Origin of the sequence: Streptomyces viridochromogenes DSM 40736 (assembly GCF_000158955.1) — a bacterium.
Lineage (GTDB): Bacteria > Actinomycetota > Actinomycetes > Streptomycetales > Streptomycetaceae > Streptomyces > Streptomyces venetus.
Map to the genome: position 1 here is coordinate 8333766 of NZ_GG657757.1, position 20302 is coordinate 8354067.

The 20302-nt window shown below is 70.5% G+C and carries 21 protein-coding genes and 1 pseudogene; 14 read left to right on the top strand and 8 right to left on the bottom strand.

Going from position 1 to position 20302, the window contains the following annotated elements; all coding sequences use genetic code 11:
• The 3 genes from SSQG_RS36590 to SSQG_RS36600 form a co-directional block, all read left to right on the top strand.
• The coding region (locus SSQG_RS36590; RefSeq protein ID WP_003995040.1) for a carbohydrate ABC transporter permease at positions 1 to 829 on the top strand (829 nt) is incomplete at its 5' end.
• On the top strand, positions 826 to 1650 hold the full coding sequence (locus SSQG_RS36595) for a carbohydrate ABC transporter permease (RefSeq protein WP_003995041.1): 825 nt from the start codon (positions 826 to 828) through the stop codon (positions 1648 to 1650). The genes SSQG_RS36590 and SSQG_RS36595, both read left to right, overlap by 4 nt.
• A gap of 51 nt (positions 1651 to 1701) precedes the next feature.
• Positions 1702 to 3471 carry an amylo-alpha-1,6-glucosidase gene (locus SSQG_RS36600; RefSeq protein ID WP_003995042.1) on the top strand — a complete coding sequence of 590 codons (1770 nt, stop codon included), beginning with the start codon at positions 1702 to 1704 and terminating at the stop codon, positions 3469 to 3471.
• Here the strand turns inward: SSQG_RS36600 and SSQG_RS36605 are convergent.
• Complete coding sequence (locus SSQG_RS36605; protein WP_003995043.1) at positions 3459 to 4910, bottom strand: PLP-dependent aminotransferase family protein; 1452 nt, start codon at positions 4908 to 4910, stop codon at positions 3459 to 3461. The two genes, SSQG_RS36600 and SSQG_RS36605, sit on opposite strands and share 13 nt — an antisense overlap.
• A 128-nt stretch (positions 4911 to 5038) precedes the next feature.
• Between SSQG_RS36605 and SSQG_RS36610 the strand changes: the two genes are divergently transcribed.
• Both SSQG_RS36610 and SSQG_RS36615 read left to right on the top strand, forming a co-directional pair.
• Complete coding sequence (locus tag SSQG_RS36610) at positions 5039 to 5632, top strand: TIGR03086 family metal-binding protein (protein ID WP_003995044.1); 594 nt, start codon at positions 5039 to 5041, stop codon at positions 5630 to 5632.
• Positions 5626 to 6087 (top strand): hypothetical protein, encoded by a 462-nt coding sequence (locus SSQG_RS36615; protein ID WP_003995045.1) that lies wholly within the window; start codon positions 5626 to 5628, stop codon positions 6085 to 6087. Before SSQG_RS36610 ends, SSQG_RS36615 begins: the two co-directional genes overlap by 7 nt.
• A 43-nt stretch (positions 6088 to 6130) precedes the next feature.
• Here SSQG_RS36615 and SSQG_RS36620 read toward each other — a convergent pair whose 3' ends face one another.
• Both SSQG_RS36620 and SSQG_RS36625 read right to left on the bottom strand, forming a co-directional pair.
• Complete coding sequence (locus SSQG_RS36620) at positions 6131 to 7330, bottom strand: FAD-dependent monooxygenase (protein ID WP_003995046.1); 1200 nt, start codon at positions 7328 to 7330, stop codon at positions 6131 to 6133.
• Entirely contained in the window at positions 7327 to 8724 is a 1398-nt protein-coding gene (locus tag SSQG_RS36625) for an MFS transporter (protein WP_003995047.1), read from the bottom strand. The genes SSQG_RS36620 and SSQG_RS36625 overlap by 4 nt, the downstream gene beginning before the upstream one ends.
• A 94-nt stretch (positions 8725 to 8818) precedes the next feature.
• On the opposite strand from SSQG_RS36625, the gene SSQG_RS36630 reads away from it, so the two are divergent.
• Both SSQG_RS36630 and SSQG_RS36635 read left to right on the top strand, forming a co-directional pair.
• Entirely contained in the window at positions 8819 to 9451 is a 633-nt protein-coding gene (locus tag SSQG_RS36630) for a TetR/AcrR family transcriptional regulator (protein ID WP_003995048.1), read from the top strand.
• Positions 9452 to 9478: 27 nt separating this feature from the next.
• Positions 9479 to 10321, top strand: a complete 843-nt coding sequence (locus SSQG_RS36635) for a phosphotransferase (protein WP_003995049.1) — start codon at positions 9479 to 9481, stop codon at positions 10319 to 10321.
• On the opposite strand, the gene SSQG_RS36640 is transcribed toward SSQG_RS36635, so the two are convergent.
• From SSQG_RS36640 to SSQG_RS36650, 3 genes are all read right to left on the bottom strand, one after another.
• Positions 10278 to 11297 carry a helix-turn-helix domain-containing protein gene (locus SSQG_RS36640; RefSeq protein ID WP_003995050.1) on the bottom strand — a complete coding sequence of 340 codons (1020 nt, stop codon included), beginning with the start codon at positions 11295 to 11297 and terminating at the stop codon, positions 10278 to 10280. The genes SSQG_RS36635 and SSQG_RS36640 overlap by 44 nt on opposite strands.
• 77 nt (positions 11298 to 11374) lie before the next feature.
• Positions 11375 to 12046, bottom strand: coding sequence for a pyridoxamine 5'-phosphate oxidase family protein (locus SSQG_RS36645; protein WP_052310401.1), 672 nt, complete (start codon positions 12044 to 12046; stop codon positions 11375 to 11377).
• A gap of 175 nt (positions 12047 to 12221) precedes the next feature.
• Complete coding sequence (locus SSQG_RS36650) at positions 12222 to 12782, bottom strand: TetR/AcrR family transcriptional regulator (protein ID WP_003995052.1); 561 nt, start codon at positions 12780 to 12782, stop codon at positions 12222 to 12224.
• A gap of 96 nt (positions 12783 to 12878) precedes the next feature.
• Here SSQG_RS36650 and SSQG_RS36655 point away from each other — a divergent pair, with 96 nt between their 5' ends.
• Positions 12879 to 13619, top strand: coding sequence for an SDR family oxidoreductase (locus tag SSQG_RS36655; RefSeq protein WP_003995053.1), 741 nt, complete (start codon positions 12879 to 12881; stop codon positions 13617 to 13619).
• Between the two features lie 73 nt (positions 13620 to 13692).
• On the opposite strand, the gene SSQG_RS36660 is transcribed toward SSQG_RS36655, so the two are convergent.
• Positions 13693 to 14859: a nuclear transport factor 2 family protein gene (locus SSQG_RS36660; protein ID WP_039934451.1), complete on the bottom strand. Its 1167-nt coding sequence runs from the start codon at positions 14857 to 14859 to the stop codon at positions 13693 to 13695.
• A gap of 95 nt (positions 14860 to 14954) precedes the next feature.
• Between SSQG_RS36660 and SSQG_RS36665 the strand changes: the two genes are divergently transcribed.
• The 6 genes and pseudogenes from SSQG_RS36665 to SSQG_RS36690 all read left to right on the top strand — a co-directional run bounded on the left by SSQG_RS36665 (position 14955) and on the right by SSQG_RS36690 (position 19945).
• Positions 14955 to 15869, top strand: a complete 915-nt coding sequence (locus SSQG_RS36665; RefSeq protein ID WP_039934452.1) for a LysR family transcriptional regulator — start codon at positions 14955 to 14957, stop codon at positions 15867 to 15869.
• A gap of 269 nt (positions 15870 to 16138) precedes the next feature.
• On the top strand, positions 16139 to 16543 hold the full coding sequence (locus SSQG_RS36670) for a hypothetical protein (protein WP_003995056.1): 405 nt from the start codon (positions 16139 to 16141) through the stop codon (positions 16541 to 16543).
• Positions 16540 to 17337, top strand: a pseudogene (locus SSQG_RS36675) (hypothetical protein); the annotation flags it as partial. The gene SSQG_RS36670 and the pseudogene SSQG_RS36675, both read left to right, overlap by 4 nt.
• A 41-nt stretch (positions 17338 to 17378) precedes the next feature.
• Entirely contained in the window at positions 17379 to 17906 is a 528-nt protein-coding gene (locus SSQG_RS36680; protein WP_003995058.1) for a roadblock/LC7 domain-containing protein, read from the top strand.
• Between the two features lie 62 nt (positions 17907 to 17968).
• Complete coding sequence (locus SSQG_RS36685; RefSeq protein WP_003995059.1) at positions 17969 to 18343, top strand: hypothetical protein; 375 nt, start codon at positions 17969 to 17971, stop codon at positions 18341 to 18343.
• A gap of 87 nt (positions 18344 to 18430) precedes the next feature.
• On the top strand, positions 18431 to 19945 hold the full coding sequence (locus tag SSQG_RS36690; protein ID WP_039934453.1) for an FAD-dependent monooxygenase: 1515 nt from the start codon (positions 18431 to 18433) through the stop codon (positions 19943 to 19945).
• A gap of 4 nt (positions 19946 to 19949) precedes the next feature.
• Here the strand turns inward: SSQG_RS36690 and SSQG_RS36695 are convergent.
• Positions 19950 to 20302 (bottom strand): lamin tail domain-containing protein (locus SSQG_RS36695; protein ID WP_003995061.1); only part of this gene is annotated, 353 nt, incomplete at its 5' end.

Sequence of the window (20302 nt, forward strand, 5' to 3'; positions counted from 1 at the left end):
CCTCGCCCTCTTCTACGCCTATCCGCTCTACCGCAACCTCGACCTGAGCCTGCGCGACTACACCGTCCGCTCCTTCGTCCAGGGCGACGCGCCGTTCACGGGACTGGAGAACTACCAGAAGGTCTTCGACGACCCGGCCTTCGGGCCCGCCCTGACACACACGGCCGTGTTCACCGCCGTGTGCCTGGCCTTCCAGTACGTCATCGGTCTGGCCCTCGCGGTCTTCTTCAACCAGCACTTCCGGCTGTCGGCCACCCTGCGGGCCCTGTTCCTGGTGCCCTGGCTGCTGCCGCTGATCGTGTCGGCCTCCACCTGGTCGTGGATGCTCAACAGCGACTCCGGTGTCGTCAACGCCGCACTGCACGCCTTCGGCGTCGACCCGGTGAACTGGCTGACCTCCCCCTCCTGGTCGCTGACCTCCGTGATCGTCGCCAACATCTGGATCGGCGTCCCCTTCAACCTGGTCCTGCTCCACAGCGGCCTGCAGTCGGTACCCCGCAGTCTGTACGAGGCGGCCGCCCTCGACGGGGCGAACGCGTGGCAGCGCTTCTGGCGCATCACCTTCCCGCTGCTGCGCCCGGTCTCCGCCGTCACCCTGCTGCTGGGCCTGGTCTACACGCTCAAGGTCTTCGACATCATCTGGATCATGACCAAGGGCGGCCCGGCGGACTCCTCCACCACCTTCGCCACCTGGTCCTACCGGCTCGGCTTCGGCAACCTGCTGCCCGCTTTCGGCCCCGGCGCGGCCGTCGGCAACCTGCTCGTCGCCGCGGCGCTGGTCTTCGGACTGGTGTACCTGAGGGTCCAGCGAAAGCAGGCACTGTCATGACCCCACGCACCGGCCGCTCCTGGTGGAAGACGGCCGTCGGGGTGCTGCTGACCGCGATCATGCTCTTCCCGGTCTACTGGATGCTCAACGTGTCCTTCACGCGGGACCAGGACATGCGCAAGTCGCCGCCCGACTGGTTCCCCGTCCACGGCACCCTGGACGGCTACCGCGCCGTACTCGACCAGCAACTGCCCTACCTCGCCACGAGCCTGGTCATCGGGCTGGGCACGGTCGTGCTGACGGTGGCGCTGGCCGCTCCCGCGGGCTACGCGCTGGCGAAACTCCGTCCGCGCGGTGGCGGGGTGCTCGGCTTCCTGCTGCTGGTGGCGCAGATGATCCCCGGCATCATCATGGCGATGGGCTTCTACGCCATCTACCTCCAGCTCGGCCTGCTCCAGTCCGTGCCCGGCCTGATCGTCGCCGACTCCACCCTGGCCGTCCCCTTCGCGGTGCTGATCTTCACCGCGTTCATGTCCGGCATCCCCGGCGAACTGCTCCAGGCCGCGCAGATGGACGGAGCGAGGGCCCTGCGCACCTTCTGGTCCGTCGTGCTGCCGATGAGCCGCAACGCCGTCGTCACGGTGTCGCTGTTCGCGTTCCTGTGGTCCTGGTCGGACTTCGTCTTCGCCAGCACCCTCGCGGGCGGCGGCGCCCACGAGCCGATCACGCTCGGCATCTACCACTACATCGGCAACAACAACCAGGAGTGGAACGCCATCATGGCGACCGCCGTCGTGGCCTCGCTGCCCGCCACGGTGATCCTCGTCCTCGCCCAGCGCTACGTCGCCGCCGGCGTGACGGCCGGAGCCGTCAAGGACTGAGCCGCTCGCCGCCCAGCCGACCACCCCTGCCCAAGAAACGAGTGCTCCTAGATGACCGCCGCCCGATCCGGCCCGGCCTTCGCCGTCCACGACATCCCGTTCAGCACGCACGGCTCCTGGTTCGACCTCTCGCCGGTGGTGGCGGAGAAGACGTACGCCGACGACCTCCACCTGGTCTCCCACCAGAACGGCATGCACGCCGTCCTGCGCCTCGTGCCCCTCGACCCGGCGACGGGCGAACGGGCCGAGACCCGCGTCGAGACGACGCCGAGCCTGCTCAGATGGACCCACCAGGGCGGGAACATCGGCTGCGCCTACGAGTCACCGGACACCGTGCGCCTCCGGGGTGAGGGGCTGGGGCTGCGCATCTCCGCCGCCGCGGCAGCCCTCACTCCCTTCACGGGTACCTATTTCCACCACGACCCGGTTGCCGGCGCGCACGTCTTCACCTCGTACGAGACCGGCCGGCGTTACCGGATCACCGTGCTGTCCGGCACCCTTGCCGAGGTGTCCGGCCGCCAGGCCCTCGGCAGCGGCGACCGTGCCCTCGCGATCACCGCGGAGGCCGGCGCGGCCTGGGAGGTGGCGGTCGAGGAACTGGACAGCGCACGGCGCCCCTACGCCCGCGCGCAGACCTTCGGTGAGGTGGTGAAGGCCGCGGAGCGCGGCTTCGCCGCCTTCGCCGACGCGGTCGCCCCCTGGCGCTCGACCGCCACGCCGGCCGCCGAACTCGCCGCATACGTGCTGTGGTCGGCGACGGTCCGCCCCGCAGCCCTGGTCACCCGGCCCGCGGTGCTGATGTCCAAGCACTGGATGGACAAGGTCTGGAGCTGGGACCACTGCTTCAACGCCCTCGCCCTGGCTCCCGGAGCGCCCGCGCTGGCATGGGACCAGTTCTCGCTGCCCTTCGACCACCAGGACGAGAGCGGGGCCCTGCCCGACTCGGTGACCCACTCGGAGGTCCTCTACAACTTCGTCAAACCCCCCGTTCACGGCTGGGCTCTCGGGCACCTGCGCCGAAGACTCGCGAACCCCGAGGGCCGGGCGGAACTCGTCGAGATCTACCGCAGGCTCGAACGCTGGACGGACTTCTGGCTCACCTCGCGTCGCGCACCCGGCGCCGCCCTGCCCCACTACCAGCACGGCAACGACAGCGGCTGGGACAACGCCACCACCTTCGACCCCGAACGCGTGATCGTCACCGCCGATCTGGCCTCGTTCCTCACCCTGCAACTCCACGAACTCGCCGTCCTCGCCGCCGAACTGGGACTCACCGACGAGGCACGCCACTGGACCCGCACCGCCGAGTCCACCCAGGCCGCGATGCTCGACGAACTGTGGACCGGAGAACGGTTCGTCGCCCGGGGCGTCGACACCTCGCAGACCTGGAGCACTTCCAGCCTGCTGGACCTCATGCCGATCGTGCTCGGCGAGCACCTGCCCGAAAACGTCTCCGCCCGACTCGCCGCCCGCATCGAGACCCATCTGACCCCGCACGGACTGGCCACCGAACTCCCCGCCTCACCCCACTACCGCCCGGACGGCTACTGGCGCGGCCCGATCTGGGCACCCGCCACCGTCCTCATCGAGGACGGACTGCGCCGCTGCGGCCACCACCGCCTCGCGGACGAGATCAGCACACGCTTCCGGGCCCTGTGCGAAACGCACGGCTTCGCCGAGAACTTCGACGCCCTCACCGGCCAGGGCCTGCGCGACCGCGCCTACACCTGGACCGCGGCCGCCTACCTCCTCCTCGCCGAAGCACACGCACTCCGGGAGCCCGCGGCCGCCACGCGTCCCGAGACGCGTCAGAGGTCCTGAGGCGGGCCGAATACGCGGAACAGACCCGGCTCGATGTCCGGGGCGCTGATCGAGCCGTAGCCGAAGACGAAACCCGCACGTGCGGAGCGGTTCGCGGCGACCTCCGCCAGGGTGTAGACCGCCACGCCGGATGCCCGGGCCCGGCCGGCCAGGTCCGCGACGGCGCCCGGTTCGGCGAGGCGGCCCCGGGTGAACGCGGTCACGTGCAGGCCCGCGGCGGACGGCACCAGTTCGGTGCGGTCCGCGAAGTGGTCGGTGAGCAAGCCGGTGACCGATCGGTGCCGGGCCGCGTACGTGTGCTGCATCCGGCGGATGTGCCGGGCCAGCAACCCGTCGTCGACGAAGCGGGCGAGCGCCGCCTGCGTGGGGACCGCCGTGTGCCAGTCGGCGGTGTACTTCGCGGTGCGCAGTGCTGTGCGCAGCGTGGCGGGCGCCACCAGGTAACCGACGCGCAGGGAGGGCAGCATCACCTTGGAGAACGACCCCACGTAGATGACGTGTCCGTCCCGGTCCAGGCTCTGCAGCGTCTCGACCGGCCGCCCGCCGAACCGGAACTCGCTGTCGTAGTCGTCCTCGATCACCGCCGCGCCGTGCCGTCGAGCCCATCGCAACAGCGCCGTTCTGCGCCGCAGGGACATCGGCATGCCGAGCGGGAACTGGTGGGCGGGGGTGACGTACACGGCACGGGTGTCCGGCGGGATGGCGTCCACCAGCAGGCCCTCGGCGTCCACCGGTACGCCCGTGACGTCGGCGCCCTGCGCCAGGAACGGCAGCCGGGCCGGCGGGTAGCCGGGTTCCTCGACGGCCACCCGGTCGCCCGGTTCGAGCAGCACCCGTCCGATGAGGTCGAGGGCCTGCTGCGTGCCGGTGGTCACCAGCACGTCGTCCGGGCGGGTCCGCACGCCGCGCGAGAGTCCGAGGTGCCGGGCGAGTGCGGACCGCAGCCCGGCGTGGCCGGCCGGATCGCCGTATCCGACGCCACCGGTCGCCGAGAGGCGCATTTCCCGGGCGATCAAGGGGCGCCAGGCGTCGTAGGGGAAGAGCCGGGCGTCCGGCAGGCCGACCCGGAAGTCGTGGGCCGCCGTGGTCGCTCCCGTGGTCTCCGGGGACGCCCAGGGGGACAGGCCCGCCCACAAGGCGCGCGGGCGCAGTCCCGGGCCGGTGGTGCCGGTGTCGGTCGTGGCCCCGCGGGCGGGCAGGCCCGTCGCGCGCACACGGGTCCCGGAGCCGATCCTGCTGTCCGCGTACCCCTCGGCGACGAGCCGTTCGTAGGCCACGCCGACGGTGTTGCGGGCCACCGCGAGACGGCGGCTCAGTTCGCGTGTCGGGGGCAGCGGATCGCCGGGCCGCAGCAGCCCGTCGTGGATCGCGGCACGCAACTGGCGGTAGATCTGGCCGGACAGGTCGCGCTTCCCGTCGAGCCTGACGTGCACGTCCATGTCGGCTTCCCGTCTCAGCTATCTGATATCGACTCGGCTGTCGGCGGCTTCGGGCCCGCGATTGGCTCAATCAACTGACGACATATTGGCTCTGGAGCTGAACCGCTGTGTGATCCTACGCTCCCGACATGGACATACGACGACTGGACCGCCAGGCGCTGTCGCTGGCCGGGGAGGCGGTCTCCCGGGTGAAGACCGATCACCTGGGACGGGCGACGCCGTGCGCGGACTGGACCCTGTACGGCCTGCTCCGCCATCTGGTCAGCCAGAACCGGGGGTTCGCCGCCTCCGCGCGCGGTGCGGGTGAACCGTGGGCCGTATGGCACGGCGGCGATCTCGGCGATGACCCCGCCGCGGCGTACGAGACATCGGCGGACGAGCTCACCGCCGCGTTCGCGGAGGACGGCGTGCTGGAGCGGAAGTTCGCGCTGCCGGAGATCGGCGAGGGCTTCACTGTCCCCGGACGGATCGCGATCGGCTTCCACATGCTCGACTACGTGGCACACGCCTGGGACGTCGCGGTGACGATCGGCGCCCCGTGGGAGCCCAACGCCGAACTCACCACCGCCGCCCTGCGCGTCGCCGCCCAGGTCCCGGACGAAGGCCGCGGCGCCGGTGCCGCGTTCCGCCGGCGGACCGCCGTTCCCGACGACGCCCCGCCGGGCCACCGCCTGCTCGCCCTGCTCGGCCGCGACCCGTCCTGGACGCAGCGGCCGTGCTGAGGAGCAGTTGGAGCCCGGGTCCGGCCGGTGACGCCCCGGACGGCGGCGCCGCGAACGACGCCGGCAGCGCCCTGCGCGATCACCGGAGCGGTCCGCTGATCGTCAGCGTCACCGACTTCACCAGCGAGACCTACCGGGCCCTGCCCGGCATCGCGCGTCGGGGCTTCGCGCTACGGCGCCACTGGCCGCATCTCGACGGAGCGGTCGGGATGTGGTTGTGGGTCATGCCCACAGCCCGGCGCTGCGGATCGGTCTCGGTGTGGACCGGGCGACGGGCTCTGGCAGGGTTCGTACGCCTGCCGGAACACGTCACGATCATGGACGAGTACCGGGGGAGAGGCACGATGAGGTCGGTCCTCCTGGAGTACGACGGCTTCGACGCCGCGCGGATCCTCCGGGACGCGGAGGCTTGGCTGATGCCGGAGGGGCGCGAACGTTGCCTGCTGCGGCGCTAGGTCGTGCCCGGCCCATCGTGTCCGTGCGGGCCGTGGCGAGGGCTCATGTCAGGGGCGTGAATTCGGGCAGGGTGAGTGCCGAATGGGCCGGCCGCCGCTTAGCGGAGGGCATGGCCCTGAGATTGCGCAGCATGTCGTTGCGCCGCTCCAGGGCCCGGGCGGTGGTCGGGAAGAGTGCGGCATCGCCCTTGCCGACCTGATCCTGCTTCAGGGTCACGAACCCGCGGGTGCCGTGCTCGTAGGCGGCGAAGCCCGCGGCGTGGTCACGGCCGGCCAGGGAGCCGGCGAGCATGTACGCGCCGACGAGCGCGAGACTGGTGCCCTGGCCGGTGAGGAACGACGGCGCGTACGCCGCGTCGCCCACCAGCGCGACCCTGCCGCCGGACCAGCGGGGCATGCGGATCTGGCTGACCCCGTCGAAGAACAGGTCGTCCGCGTCGCGCAGGGCGGCCAGCATGCCCGGTACCTCCCATCCGGCGTCGGCGAAGACCTCGGCGACCAGGTCCCGTTGGGCTTCCGGGTTCCGGAACGCCTCGAACGGCGGGTTCGGGTGGGCGAAGTTCAGGAGGGCGTGCACGTCGTCGTTGTCGCCCACGGCGTAGAGTGCCGCCGCCCTGCCCGGGTCGTTCCACATCACGGTCTCGCGGGAGAGCCCGAAGGTGTTGCGCATGGTGAACCCGGCGAAGCAGTAGCCGAGGTAGCGGTGGAACTGCCCCTCGGGACCGAACAGCAACTCGCGGGTACGCGAGTGCAGACCGTCCGCACCGAACACCATGTCGAACGTACGCCTGCCGCCTCCGCGGAAGGTGACGTCGACCCCGTGGCCGGACTGGTCGAGAGTGTCGATGGAGTCGTTGAACAAGAACTCCACGTCGTCACGGACCGCCGTGTGGAGGGCGGCGGTCAGATCCCCGCGCCGCACCTCCAGGTCCCGCCCCGCGACACCGCCGGTGACGGCGTGCGGGTCGACCGAGGCCACCTCGCTGCCGTCCCCGTCGAGGAAGGTCAGCCGGCGCAGGTCGATGTGCGCCTCCCGCAACCGCGGGAGGACCCCCATCCTGCGGACGACCTCGAGCGCGGTGCCGCGCACGTCGACGGGGTAACCACCGCCACGTGGTGCGCCCGCCTTCTCGACCACCGTGACGGCGAATCCGTGGCGGTTCAGCCAGAACGCGAGGGCGGGCCCGGCGACGCCGGCCCCGGATATCAGGACCGTGCGCCTCAACAGACCTGTGCGGGTCATGCCTTGACTCCTTTGCTCATGGTGCGGGCGACAAGCAGGGACAGCGCCGTGACGGCGCCGGCGATGACGAAACCGGTGACGAAGGCGGATTCGGCCGGGACGTCCGAACCGGAGGGGGTTTTGGCGGTGAGGAGCGCACCACCGACCTGCGCACCCACGGCGTAGCCGATCACGCGGGTCACCAGGACCAGGCTGGTGGCGATGCCGGTGTCACCTTGGTCGACGGACATGGCGGTGTTGGTCACCATCGCCGTGACGCACAGGCCGGCCGCGAGCGAGATCATCGCCTTGCCGATGACGAGGTGCCAGACCTCGGTGTGCACGGCCGCCAGCGCGGTCAGGGCGGCGGCCATGAGGAAGATCCCGGTGGTGACCACGGCACGCGAGCCGAAACGCCGCGCCCCGATCCCGCTGATCGGCCCGGCCAGTGACGCGGCCACCGCGCCGGGCAGCAGGAAGAAGCCGATCTCGGTGGCGCCGGCCCCGAAACCGTACCCGTCGCCGGACACCGCGAAGAGCTGCGGGACGAGATAGACCGCCAACGAGGTACCGACGCAGATCACGAACGTCAGCACGCACGACTTCCACATCGCGGGCCGTGCCAGCATGCGCAGATCGACCATCGGCGAGGCCGCACGACGCTCAACGGCCGTCCATCCGGTCACGAAAGCGGCCAGAACCACGACGAGAGCGCCGAACGCGAGCGGCTGCGAGGCGATGTCGGGCGCCAGCGCGAGCGCGAGCATGAGCGTGACCAGCGTCCCGCTCAGGAGAACCAGGCCGGGCCAGTCGATACCGGCGTCGTCCGGCCGGCCCGGCGGATCATGCGGCATCAGCCTGTTCACCAGCACGGTGGCCCCGATGACCGCGATCGTCGGCAGCGCGAACATCCAGTGCCGGGACAGCCCTTCAGCCACGGGCCCGGCCGACAGGGTCCCCGCCATCCCGCCCCCCACGAACAACCCGCTGACCACCCCGATGGCCACCTTCGACTCTCCCGCCGGGAGGTGACGGCGCACCAGGATGAACGACAGGGGCAGCGCGCCCACCATCGCCCCTTGCAGTACCTGCCCGAGCAGGAGCACGGGCAGGTTCGGTGCGAGGGCGGACACCAGACCGCCGGCACAGACCACCGCCATCAGCCGGATCAGGACCCGTTTTCCGCCGTAGCGGTCGCCTAACTTGCCCGCGACCGGCGTGACGAGCGCACCGGTGATGAGGAGCACGATGCTGAGTAACGCCCCTTCGGCGGGGCTCATGTCCAGTTCGCGCTGCAGGAGCGGGAGCGTCGGCGTCACCACCGACTCCAAGGCACCGGTGGCGACCGCCAGCATGCCGAGGGCCCCGACAGCGGCTGTCCCGATGCGAACCGGGGGAGCCAGGGTTGTGGTCATGGACGTCCTTCCGTCATTGCCGGGCAGGGAACGGGCCGGTCGTGAGCGTCAAACTACACTACACCGTGCAGTGTAGAAAGGTTAGGATGAGCCCATGCCGACGACGAAGACACTGCGCGAGGGGTCCACGCGGAAGCGGGCCGCCATCCTCTCCGCGGCCCGTGAACTGTTCCTCACCGACGGCTTCGACCGGTCCAGCGTCGACGCCGTCGCCGCCCGGGCAGAGGTGTCCAAGCGAACGGTCTACGACTACTTCGGCGACAAGAAGACGCTGCTGCAGGCAGTCGTCGACGCCGTCGGCCAATCACTGATCACCACGATCCGGCGCACCCTCGACGACACCCTCACCGACCTCACCGAGGCCGGCGAACTCGAGGACGCCCTGGTCACGTTCTCGATGCGCATCGCGACCGACATGCTCGGCTCCGCGGAGTACGCGACGCTGCAACGACTGGTCCGGGCGGAATCGGGCCACCTGCCCCACCGGGGCTACAACTCCATGGCCGACACCCCCGACGAGGCGCTGGCCGAGCGGTTCGCCGCCTTCGCCGAGGCCGGGCTGCTCCACGTCCCCGACCCCCGGCTCGCGGCCGACCAGTTCATCGCGCTGACCTTCGGCGTCGCACTGGACAGGCTCGGTTCCGCGAACGCCGCGGAGGACCCCCGCGTCCGGCCACTCGTCGTCGAGGGCGTGCGGACCTTTCTACGGGCATACCGAACCACGTAGGGACTGAGCAGTGAGGGAGGGCGCCGGGTGGAGCCGTTGGAACTCCGACGCGCGGTCGAGGCAGGACGGGCGACCGCTTCGGAGCTGGGACTTCAGGTCGACGACGTGGTCGTCATCCACAACTCGGACCGCGTCGCGCTGCGCCTGATCCCTTGTGACGTCCTGGCTCGGGTCGCGCCTTCGCGGCATCTGGCCGATTCCGAGTTCGAGGTGGAGGTCGCTCACCGTCTCGCCGGCGTCGACGCCCCGGTGGCTGAGCTCGACCCGCGAGTCGCCCCTCGCGTCCATGTCCGTGGTGCCTTCGCCGTATCGCTCTGGACCTACTACGAACCTGTGGGCTCGGAGATCGCGCCGGCCGACTACGCGGACGTGTTCATGCGCCACCACGCCGCCCTGCGCCGGATCGATCTGGACGCACCGCATTTCACCGATCGAGTCGCCGTGGCACTGAGAGAGGTGAACGACCGGGAGCGCTCCCCCGAGTTGTCCGATTCCGACCGGAAGTTCCTCAGTGACACACTCGGTGTTCTGAGCACCGCGATCAGCGCCGGCAGTGCCGGCGAGCAGCTCCTGCACGGCGAGCCGCACCCGGGCAACCTCCTGAACACCAGGAGGGGACCGCTCTTCGTGGACCTCGCCACCTGCTGCCGTGGGCCGATCGAGTTCGACCTCGCCCATGCGCCCGAAGACGTGGCAGAGCACTGTGCGGGGGCCGACCTCGCCCTGATGCACCGGTGCCGCGCCCTGAACTGGGCGCTCTTCTCGGCCTGGCGCTGGCGCCGGGACGACCAGATGCCCGACCGGGACCACTGGAGAGTCGAGGGGCTCAATCGGGTGCGGGCCGCCGTCGATCGCCACGGACCGGGCTGAACTGAACGGACTCGTGACGGTAGTCCCTCGGTGGGACGCCGAAAGCGGTGCGGAACGCGCGAGTGAAGTCGGCGGCCCTGGGGAAGCCCCAGCGGGATGCGATGGCGTGGATGGGGATGGTACGCATCGTGGGGTCGGCGAGGTCGCGGCGGGCGCGTTCCAGACGCTGGGCGCGGATCCAGGCGGCAACCGTGTCGTCTTCGTCCTGGAAGAGGCGGTGCAGGTAGCTGGTGGAGATGTGGTGCGCGGCGGCGATGGTGCGCGGGGTCAGGTGCGGGTCGTGCAGATGCTGCTGAACGAAGCCCCGTATGCGCAGTACGAGGGTCTGCCGGTGGGTTTCCGGGGGGAGTGACTTGTCGGCGTCGAGGACGTGGGCGAACAGCGCGGAGAGGAGGTCCACCGCCACGGTCCCAAGGCGGGGTCCGTCGGCGGGCCGGTAGGAGCCGGAATCCCGGGCGACTTGGGTGAGGAACTGAACGAGTAACGCACCGACGCCCTCACGTCCCGGCAGCCGCCGCATGAGCAGGCCGTCCACGGCGTTCTCCGGCAGTGGCAGCACTTTCCGGGGGATGAAGAGCCCGGTTCCGAGGACGGTGCCATCGCCGTGGCCGGCGATCGCCCGCATGCGGTGCGGTCGTGAGGTGTCGTGGAGAACCAGGTCGTACGGTTCGTGATGCGCCTCGCGGTCGGAGCCGGAGAGCCTCATGGTCCCGTGTAAGGGGAGCGAGAGGTGGTAGAGCCCGGGATCGGAGCGTCGGATCAGCTTCCGAGTCCGCTTCAAGGTCATCGGAGGGTGTTCCATCGTCCACAGTTGCACGGCCCCCAGGGCCAGGACGCGCTGCGACGCTGCGAAGTCCACCTCGTGATCACTGTCGACCTCGGCCGGCACATAGGTCCGGGAGACATGGTCCCGCCAGCGGTCGAGCCGGTCCGACGCGAGGACGTCCTGGGTGCTGAAAGTCTTCTCGTTCAGCATTCCTCTCCTGCCCTGATGGCGAGTCGTTGTTCCGCGAACCTTTCCTGTGCCTGGACTCTCACACCCGAGGTCCGGCTTCAGCGGGGGGCCAGGCCGCGATCCTCGGACGCCGCTCCGAAGTAGTCGCCGCCCTTGCGTTTGACGTCGTCCGTGCCCCAGGCTCGCTCGCCGTCGGCGGTGGGCAGGTCCGTCCTGCCGGGGTTCTGCCGGAGCGGCGCCCGGACAAGTCTCGGTATGTGCTTCGAGCAGTGGATGTACGCCTCCTCGACCTCGACCCGCACCCACATGTGGGGCCGCCGGCCGGGGACCGGATCAACCGGCAGGTCTGGAAACATGTGGCGCATCGTGTCATCGGTGACCAGTCGTGCGCGGCCGTTGACATGCAGACCGATGCGGTCCTGCGTGAAGTCGATCATCAGCATGCCTATGTGTGGGTTCTCCCGGATGTTGCCGAGCGAGGCCATCACGCCGTTCCCGCGGTACTCCGGGTATGCGAGGGTCGCGTCATCGAGTACCTGGAGAAATCCGGGCGGGCCGGCCCGGAAGGTGCTGTCGCACTCGCCGTGGCTGTCCGCGGTGGCGAGGAAGAACATCTCCTGGCGGGACACGAATTCCCGCATCCGCGGGTTGAGCCGGTCCAGCACCTGCTCGTCGTAGAAGCGGTCGGCACGGTCGACCGTGCCCAGTTCACGTTGGATCTGATGCTCGCCGTGGCTTCCGGGCCGGTCTGCCCGCTCATCGTGGTGCAACGGTCCTCCTGACAACCTCGGCGTACGTGGCTGATTCAGTCACCTGGCAGGCCGAAAAGCGGCACACCATGCACGAGAGACTAGAGCAGACGCTCGCACGGCACTTCGCCGGATGGCGTTCCGGCCGACCTCGGCACGAGTCAGGCCGAGGCCGCTCTCGTCATTTCCTGCGGCCTCACCTGTCGGTGTCCCGTCGGCGAAGGCCGTCGAGGATGACGTTCATCAGGGGCCGTGCCTTGGATTCCCACTCGTCCGGGTCCAGTCGGCCCAGGTAGGCGATGAGCAGCAGGACTCCGTGGGCGTCCACGTCCGTGCGGAGGGAACCGGCCGCCTTCCCGGCGTCCAGCAGACGAGCGAGGGCGCCCTCGATGGGGTTGCGGCTGTGGGCGACAAGGTCCTGCCACGCTGCCGGCTCCAGTGCTGCCAGGACTCCGCGCTTGATCTCGGCGTAGTCGATCAGTCGGTCGAGCCAGTGGCGCAAGGCGTCCACAGCCTCGTGTTCCGTCAGCAATGTCGAGGCGGCGGCCACGAGTTCGTCGACGTCGAGCCGGTAGACCTCGGCGAGGAGCGCTTCACGGTTGGGGAAGTTCCGGTAGAGCGTTCCCTGTCCCACGCCGGCGCGCTTGGCGATCTCGTTCAGGTGGACGCGGCTCGACTCGGCGAGGGCTGCCCGGGCGGCCTCCACGATGCGGGCCCGGTTCCCCGCCGCGTCCGGACGGCGTGATGGCGAACTCATCGGCCTCTCCTGATGGTGTGCTCCTTACAAACGGACACGTGTCCGGTAGGGTGGAACCCCTCGGCGGACACGTGTCCACTTTACTTGGAGGCAGTGATGCTCTCTCTGCACGGCAAGATCGTCGCCATCACCGGAGCGAGCGGCGGCATCGGGGAGGCCACGGCCCGTCTGCTCGCCCGGCGCGGCGCCGCGGTCGTCCTTTCAGCGCGTCGCGGCGAGCGCATCGACGCGATAGCGCGGGGCATCCGGGAGGAGGGGGGCCGTGCTGCCGCGTGCGTCGTCGACGTCACCAAGTCCGAGGACGTGCGGCGCCTGGTGGCCACCACCGTCGACGAGTACGGCCGTATCGACGTACTGGTGAACAACGCCGGCATCGCCCCGATCAGCCCGCTGGCGGACCTCGACACCGAAGGCTGGGCAGCCATGATCGATGTCAACCTCCGCGGCATGCTCAACGGTGTCGCCGCCGCGCTGCCCGCCTTTCGCGCGCAGGGGTCGGGCCACCTGGTGAGCATCGTCTCCGTGGCCGGTCTGACCGTGTCCCCCTCGATGGCCGTCTACGCCGCGACCAAGAACGCGGTGCGTACCGTCCACGAGGGATTGCGCACGGAGTCCACCGACGGGGTGGTGCGCACGACAGCCATCTCCCCGGGCTACGTCCGCACCGACCTCGCCGACTCCATGGCGGAACCGGACGTCCGTGAACTGACGCGCAGGACCATGGACGCGATGGGAATCCCACCGGCGGCGGTCGCCCGCGCGGTGGCCTTCGCCATCGAGCAGCCCGGCGACGTCGAGATCGGCGAGATCAACGTTCGCCCCACCGTCCAGGCATGACATCCGACGGGTCGCGCCGGACCGATTCCTACGCTCTGCCGGGCCGACCCGACAAGGATCGTCTCCCGCTCTCTCAGGAGTGACGGTGATAGGCCTTGTTGGCGATGCGCCAGCCGGCGTCGACGCGGACCAGCAGGAAGACGTCGGTGAACGTGTCCGCGCCGTGCGAGAGCGTCATGGTGGCGGTCGCGACGGTGCCGTGGACGTCGGTGACGTCGATACGGCGGGAACGGGTCGGTTCGTCCGGGGCCGGCCGGCCGTGGAAGAGGGCGCAGTACTCGTCCAGGCGCCACGAGACGAAAGCGCCGTCTCGGATGCCCTCGATGTGGGCGCTGGGCAGGAAGGCGGCGCGGAAGTGTGCGGGGTCGCCGGTGGCGTGCCCGCGGATGTAGGCGCGGAGCGGTTCGAGCACGGTGCCCGCTACGGCGGGGACCGTGGCGGCGACGGCGATGTCGGCCTCAGGACCGGCGAGGGTGCCGACCAGCCCGGCCGCGCTGCGCAGGGGGATGTTCGACGCGGCGGCCAGCAGTGCCATGTCCTTGACCAGCGCACCGATGGTGAATTCGGCTGTACACGCGGCCGGTTGGTCGCTCAGGAAGGGCCGTTTCCGGGCCACGAGCGTCCCGAGCGGGGCGAGTTCGAGGACGTCCAGCACCTGGGCACGGGGCAGGCCGAGCGCGTCGCCCTGCCGCAGTGAGTCACGCAGCGCGAGGACGGCTCCGGCGAGGCTGTTGTTGGCGATCAGCTTGAGCGCGGCGGCGGTGGAGGCGTCGTCGACCCGCCGGACGGTGCCCAGCGTTTCCAGAACCGGCCGGACCCTGTCGAGCATCTCCTGGTCGGCGGCGGCAAGGATCTCCAGGGTGCCGGCAGCGACGGCCGGCACAGAGCCGAGGACGGGCGCGTGGACATAGGCCGGGCCGAGCCGCCGGGCCAGTTCCGACGCCTCGGCGGGAGCGATGGTGCCGGTGTTCAGGACGATCGTGTCCGTGCGCAGCGAGTCGCGGACCTCGCCGAGGACCTGTCGGCAGGCAGGCCCGTCGAACAGTGACAGAAGTACGAGGTCGGCCCTGGCCACAGCGGCACCCGGATCGTCGGTCACCTTGACGGTGCCTGATGTACGCCCCGAGCGTGTCCAGCCGACCACGTCCCAGCCATGGGCGGCGAGTCGGGCCGCAAGCGCGGAGCCCATGCGCCCCAAGCCGAGGACGGCGACGGTTCGTGGCGTGTGTGGTGGGGTCATGTGCGCCAGAGTGGTGCACCGCGACGGCTGCGACAAGCGCAGATTTCGCAGGTCAGCCCTGCGAGACACGCATGCCTGCCGGGCATACTGGCGCGATGGATCTGACTGTGTGGCGGACCTTCGTGACCGTGTGCCGTCTCGGGTCGCTGTCGGCGGCGGCCGCCGAGCTCAACCACACGCAATCGGCCGTCTCCCGGCAGATCGCCGGGCTGGAGCGGCAGCTCGGCGTATCGCTGCTGGAGCGCCATGCACGCGGTGTGCGTCCTACGTCTGCCGGCGAGGTGTTCCGGCACCACGCCCTGGCCACACTCAACGAGGCCGACCGCGCCGTCCGCGCCGCACGGGACGCTCGCGACGGGGCGTTCAGCCGGCCGCTGGCCGTCGGTGCCGCGCCCTCTCTGGCCTCCGGGATCGTCCCCGAGGCCGTCCGCGACCTGTTGAAGCAGGTCGGATCCATCCGTTGGAGCCTGGTCCCCGGACTCAGTGCGCAACTGCACCAGCGCGTGATCGACGGCGATATCGACATCGCCGTCGTCACCGACGCACCACCGGGGCTGCCCCAGGACCCGCGGCTGGAACGACGGTTCCTCGGTCTGGACGACATGGTCGTCGTCCTGCCCGTCGGGCACCCGCTGGCCGGGAGCGGTCCGGTGGACATTCAGGCGCTGGCCGACCAGACCTGGGTCGAGGACAACGACGGCTCGGCTGCCCTCCTGCGCCAGCACGCCGCCCGCGCCGGAGTCAGCGTGCGCATCGACCTCAGCGCGGCTGATCTGCCCGGCAAGCTGGCCCTGGTCGCGACCGGCCATGCCATCGCGCTGATACCGGGGGTGCTGACGTGCGCGCTGCGGAGCGACGTCACCACGGTGAGACTCGTCGACCCCCCGACCCGCGGCATCTACACGATCACACCACGCCGCGACCCCCACCGCTGTGCGGCATCCCTCCACGACCGGCTCGCCGCGGCGTTCGCTTCGCCCCGCCCGGCCCCAGTCCCTCGCCGGCGGTGAAAGGCGCAGATCAGATCGTCGACGAGGCTACGCCGCCCGCACCAGCAGCTGAGGTTCGACTCGCTGAAGCCCAGCTCAAGCCACTGATCGAGAGTCCCGGATCGCGGCGGGACGACTCCTGCTCGCTTCGGATCGATCCCACATGCCCCTCTGTTCACTCCACTGCACATTCCTTTGGAAAATGCCAAAGCGTTCACCTGCGGCGAGCACATTCCGTAGTGTCGTGCTCACGTTCGCGGGAACGGCCGTGCAGGGGGAGGGGATTCGGCGTGCCCGGAATTGACGAGAGTCTGCTGGAAGCCATGCGGCTGCCTGGTGCGCGAGGGGCGTCGGTGGTCGACTGGATCAGTGGTCTGGCCTTGGGCGCGGTGGGCGACGCACCGGGTGGAGACGCGGAGGCCACGGCCGCCGAGACCGCCGAGCTCGCCCGCCTCGCCACGGAGAGCGGCGCGCTCGCCCCGGCCGGCGACGATCCGGGCGGACCGTCCGGCAAGGAACCACCCGTACAGGACCTGATCATCACGAACGCCGACTCGTACCATCTGCTCCGGTTCGTCGCCACGACGTTCGACAGCACGGTGTTCCTGCACTTATGGCTCGACCGCGGTGAGGGCAACCTCGCCCTGGCCCGCATCCGGCTGGCCGAGATGGCGGACAGACTGGTGCTCGGATGATCGCGTCGGCCATGACCCCACGCACGGACGAACCGGCCTCGGTCCTGCTGGGGACCCTCGCCGCGGAGCGCGCGAGCGGCGCCCTGTCCACCGAGTGGGGGATCTTCTACCTCTCCGCGGGACACGTCGTCCACGTCGAGTCCGCCGTCACAGCCGACCTCGGCGACCTGCTCACCCACAGCGGCGCGCTCGCCGCGGACGGCTGGTGGCAGGCGATCGACGAGGCCGGACGCGGCTGCCGCGTCGGGCGGCAGCTGGTGGACAGCGGCCAACTCACCACCGGCGCGCTGGAACTGTGCCACCTGGGCGCCCTCTTCGACGCGGCGTACTTCGTCCTCGCCCACGACGGACCGGCGCTCCGCTTCCGCCCCGGCGTCACGCACTGGCTCGGCGCGGTTCGTTCCGTACCGGTGGACACCGTCCTGCGCGAGTCGAGACGCCGCCGCGAACTGCTGCACCGCATATGGCCCGAGCCCACCATCGACCTCGCCCCGCTCGCCCGGGTGCGGCGGGACACCGTGGACCTGCCGGCCCGCCGCGGCCGCACCCTCGCCCAGGTCGACGGCGTCCGCACCGCCGCCCAGATCGCCGGTGCCCTCGCCTGCCGCACCTTCCACACCCTGGTCGAACTCCGCCGCCTGGCCGCCGCCGGGCTGGTCGTCCCCGTAACCCCCACCCCAGCCCCCGCCCCCGCCACCGCGTCCGCCGAGCCGGGCCCCGCCCCTCGTCCGGTGGTCCCGGACGAGCCCGACACCGCACTGCTGCTACTGTTCCTGCACGCCTTGGAGGCACTGTTATCCGCGCGCGACTACAGCGTGCCGAAAGGAGACTGCTCATGGCCTTCGAGACCGACGTCCTGGACGAACTGCGTCGGCTCCGCACCCGCGTACCCCGGCTCACGGGCTCCCTCGCGGCCACCGTCGACGGACTCGTCCTCGCCCACGACGTACCGGAGACCGAGCCCGAGGGACTCGCGGCCCTCACCGCCGCCGCCCTCGGCGTCGCCTACCGCCTGACCGACGCGGCCGGCCGCGGCGACTTCCGCGAACTGCTGGTGCGAGGCGCAGGGGGCTACGTCGCCACGTACGCGGCCGGCACCACCGCCGTCCTCACCCTCCTCGCCGAAGACCGCGTCAACGTCGGCCGCCTGCACCTGGAGGGCCGGCGCAGCGGCGGCCGGATCGCGGACCTCGTGGCCACGCGCGTCGGCCCCGGCACCGGCCGCCACGCCGACCGGCCCGCGCCCGAGCCCGCCGAACACCGCGCCACGGCGCTCCCGGCCACGGCTCGTCCCATCGGCACCCTCCCGGTACGCACCCCGCAGCGGCCCACCCATCAGCCGCGCCCGCAGACCGGCACCTGAACCACCTGAACCACCTGAACCTACGGACCGACCGAAGAACACCGAACGAAAGGAACCGACCCATGGCGAACACGGAGACCGCACTGAAGGAATGCCTGAGCTCCATCGAAGGAGCGACGGCCGCGGCACTGGTCGACTACACCAGCGGCATGGCCCTCGGCACCCTCGGCGGCACCAAGGACTTCAATCTCGAAGTCGCCGCGGCCGGCAACACCGACGTCGTGCGGGCCAAGCTGCGCACCATGGAACTCCTCGGCCTGAAGGAGGAGATCGAGGACATCCTGATCACCCTGAACTCCCAGTACCACCTCATCCGGCTGCTCAAGGGACGCGGCGGCAGCGGGCTGTTCCTCTACCTCGTGCTCGACGGGAGCCGGTCCAACCTGGCGATGGCCCGCCACCAGCTCCGCCGGATCGAGGCCGACCTGGAGGTCTGAACCCCCGCCACCGGACGGGAGCCCTCCGCCGCGGACACGTCGCGGAGGGCCCCGGCAGGCCGTACGGCCGCGTCTACGGTGGATGTCATGACGGCACCCCTGGACGTCCTGGTCGTCGGCGCGGGTCCCACCGGACTCGCCCTCGCGACCCAACTGCGCGCGTACGACACCCCGTTCCGGATCGTCGACCGATCGCTGGACCGTGCACAGGAGTCACGCGCCCCGGCCATCCAGCCCCGAACCCTGGAGATGCTGGCCGGCCCGGGTGTGACCGACGACCTGGTCGACCGGGGCAGCACGGCGGTCCGGCTCCAGCTGCATCTGCGCGGCCGCGTCCTTCACGTACCGGTGTTCGACGTCGGCTGTGACGACTCGCCCTACCCCTTTCTCCTCTTCCTCCCGCAGTCGGAGACGGAGGCGGTCCTGGCTGAGCGTCTGGCCGAGCGGTCCGTGACGGTGGAGCGAGGCACGGAGCTGCTGAGCGCCGAGCCGAGGGATGGAATCGTCACCTGCCGGCTGCGGCATCGGGACGGTGGCGAGGAAACCGTACGGGCCCGCTACGTCGTCGGCTGCGACGGAGCCCACAGCACCGTGCGCACCCAGGCCGGCATCGGGTTCCAGGGGTACTCCTATCCGCAGACGTTCCTGCTGGCCGATCTGGAGGTCGACGGGCTGGAGCCGGGAGCCGCGCACACCTTCATGACCGCGGACGGACTGCTGTTCTTCTTCCCGCTCGGCACCCCGGCCACCTGGCGGATGATCGCGATGCACCCGCCGGGCGCTCCGGCCGAGGAGGTGACACTGACACTGCTTCAGCGGCTCGCCGACGACTGGGCGACCGACCGGCTGACCCTGCGCGACCCGGTCTGGATGACCTCCTTCCGGCTCCACAACCGCGGCGCCACCCAGTACCGGAAGGGCCCGTTCTTCCTGGCCGGCGACGCGGCGCACATCCACAGCCCGGCCGGGGGCCAGGGCATGAACACCGGCATCCAGGACGCGCTGAACCTGGGCTGGAAACTCGCCCACGTCTGCCGTGGCGCGGCGCCGGAGGACCTGCTGGAGACGTACGAGGCGGAGCGGGCTCCCGTCGGTCACGGTGTTCGGCGCCTCACCGACCGTGCGTTCACGGTCGGCACGAACAACCACCCGGCCCTACGGCTGGCCCGCAGCCACCTCGCCCCACGCTTCGCGCCCCTGCTCCTGCGCACCACCGGCCTGCGCGCGCGGCTCTTCCGCACGGTCTCCGAACTCGGCATCCACTACCGCCGAAGTCCCGCCTCCAGTACCGGACCGCACCGGCCGTCAGCGGGACCACGAGCAGGGGACCGGCTCCCCGACCGGCCGGCCGGACTGCAACGGCGAACCTCCGGGCCGGGCTACCACCTCCTGCTCGCCGGCCCCGCGCACCACTGGACACCGGCCCCGCTCACTCACGGCCTGGTGAGCGTTCACCACCTGGGAGCGGACAGTCCTTGGCCGGGCATCGCTCACGCCCTCGTACGACCCGACGGCTACGTGGGTTACGTGGCACGTGGTACCGACCTGACCGACCTGTGGGCCTACCTGGACCGCTGGCTGCGCCCTTTGCCGGTTCGGTGACGGGTCAGCCGTGGTACGTGATGTACCCGTTGCCGTCCCCGTCGGAGCCGCTCCCGGTGTACGAGTGCACGTCGGCACGGCTGCCGGACGGCTTGTACACGTAGATCGTGTCCTTGTCGTTGTTCCACATGAAGTTGCAGTTGTCGCGGTACACGACGTTCCGGGCGTCGGAGTCGGTGCCGTTGCCGCCGCGCAGCTTCACGTAGTCACCCGGCTGGAGGGTGTGGCTCGCGGTGAAGGTGAACCTGTTCCCCGCCGCGTCCTTGACGACGTACCCCTTGAGGTTCACGGTCGTCGACCGCGAGTAGTTCTTGATCGTCAGATACTCCTCGTCGGTGTTCCCCGTCGAGCAGCGGT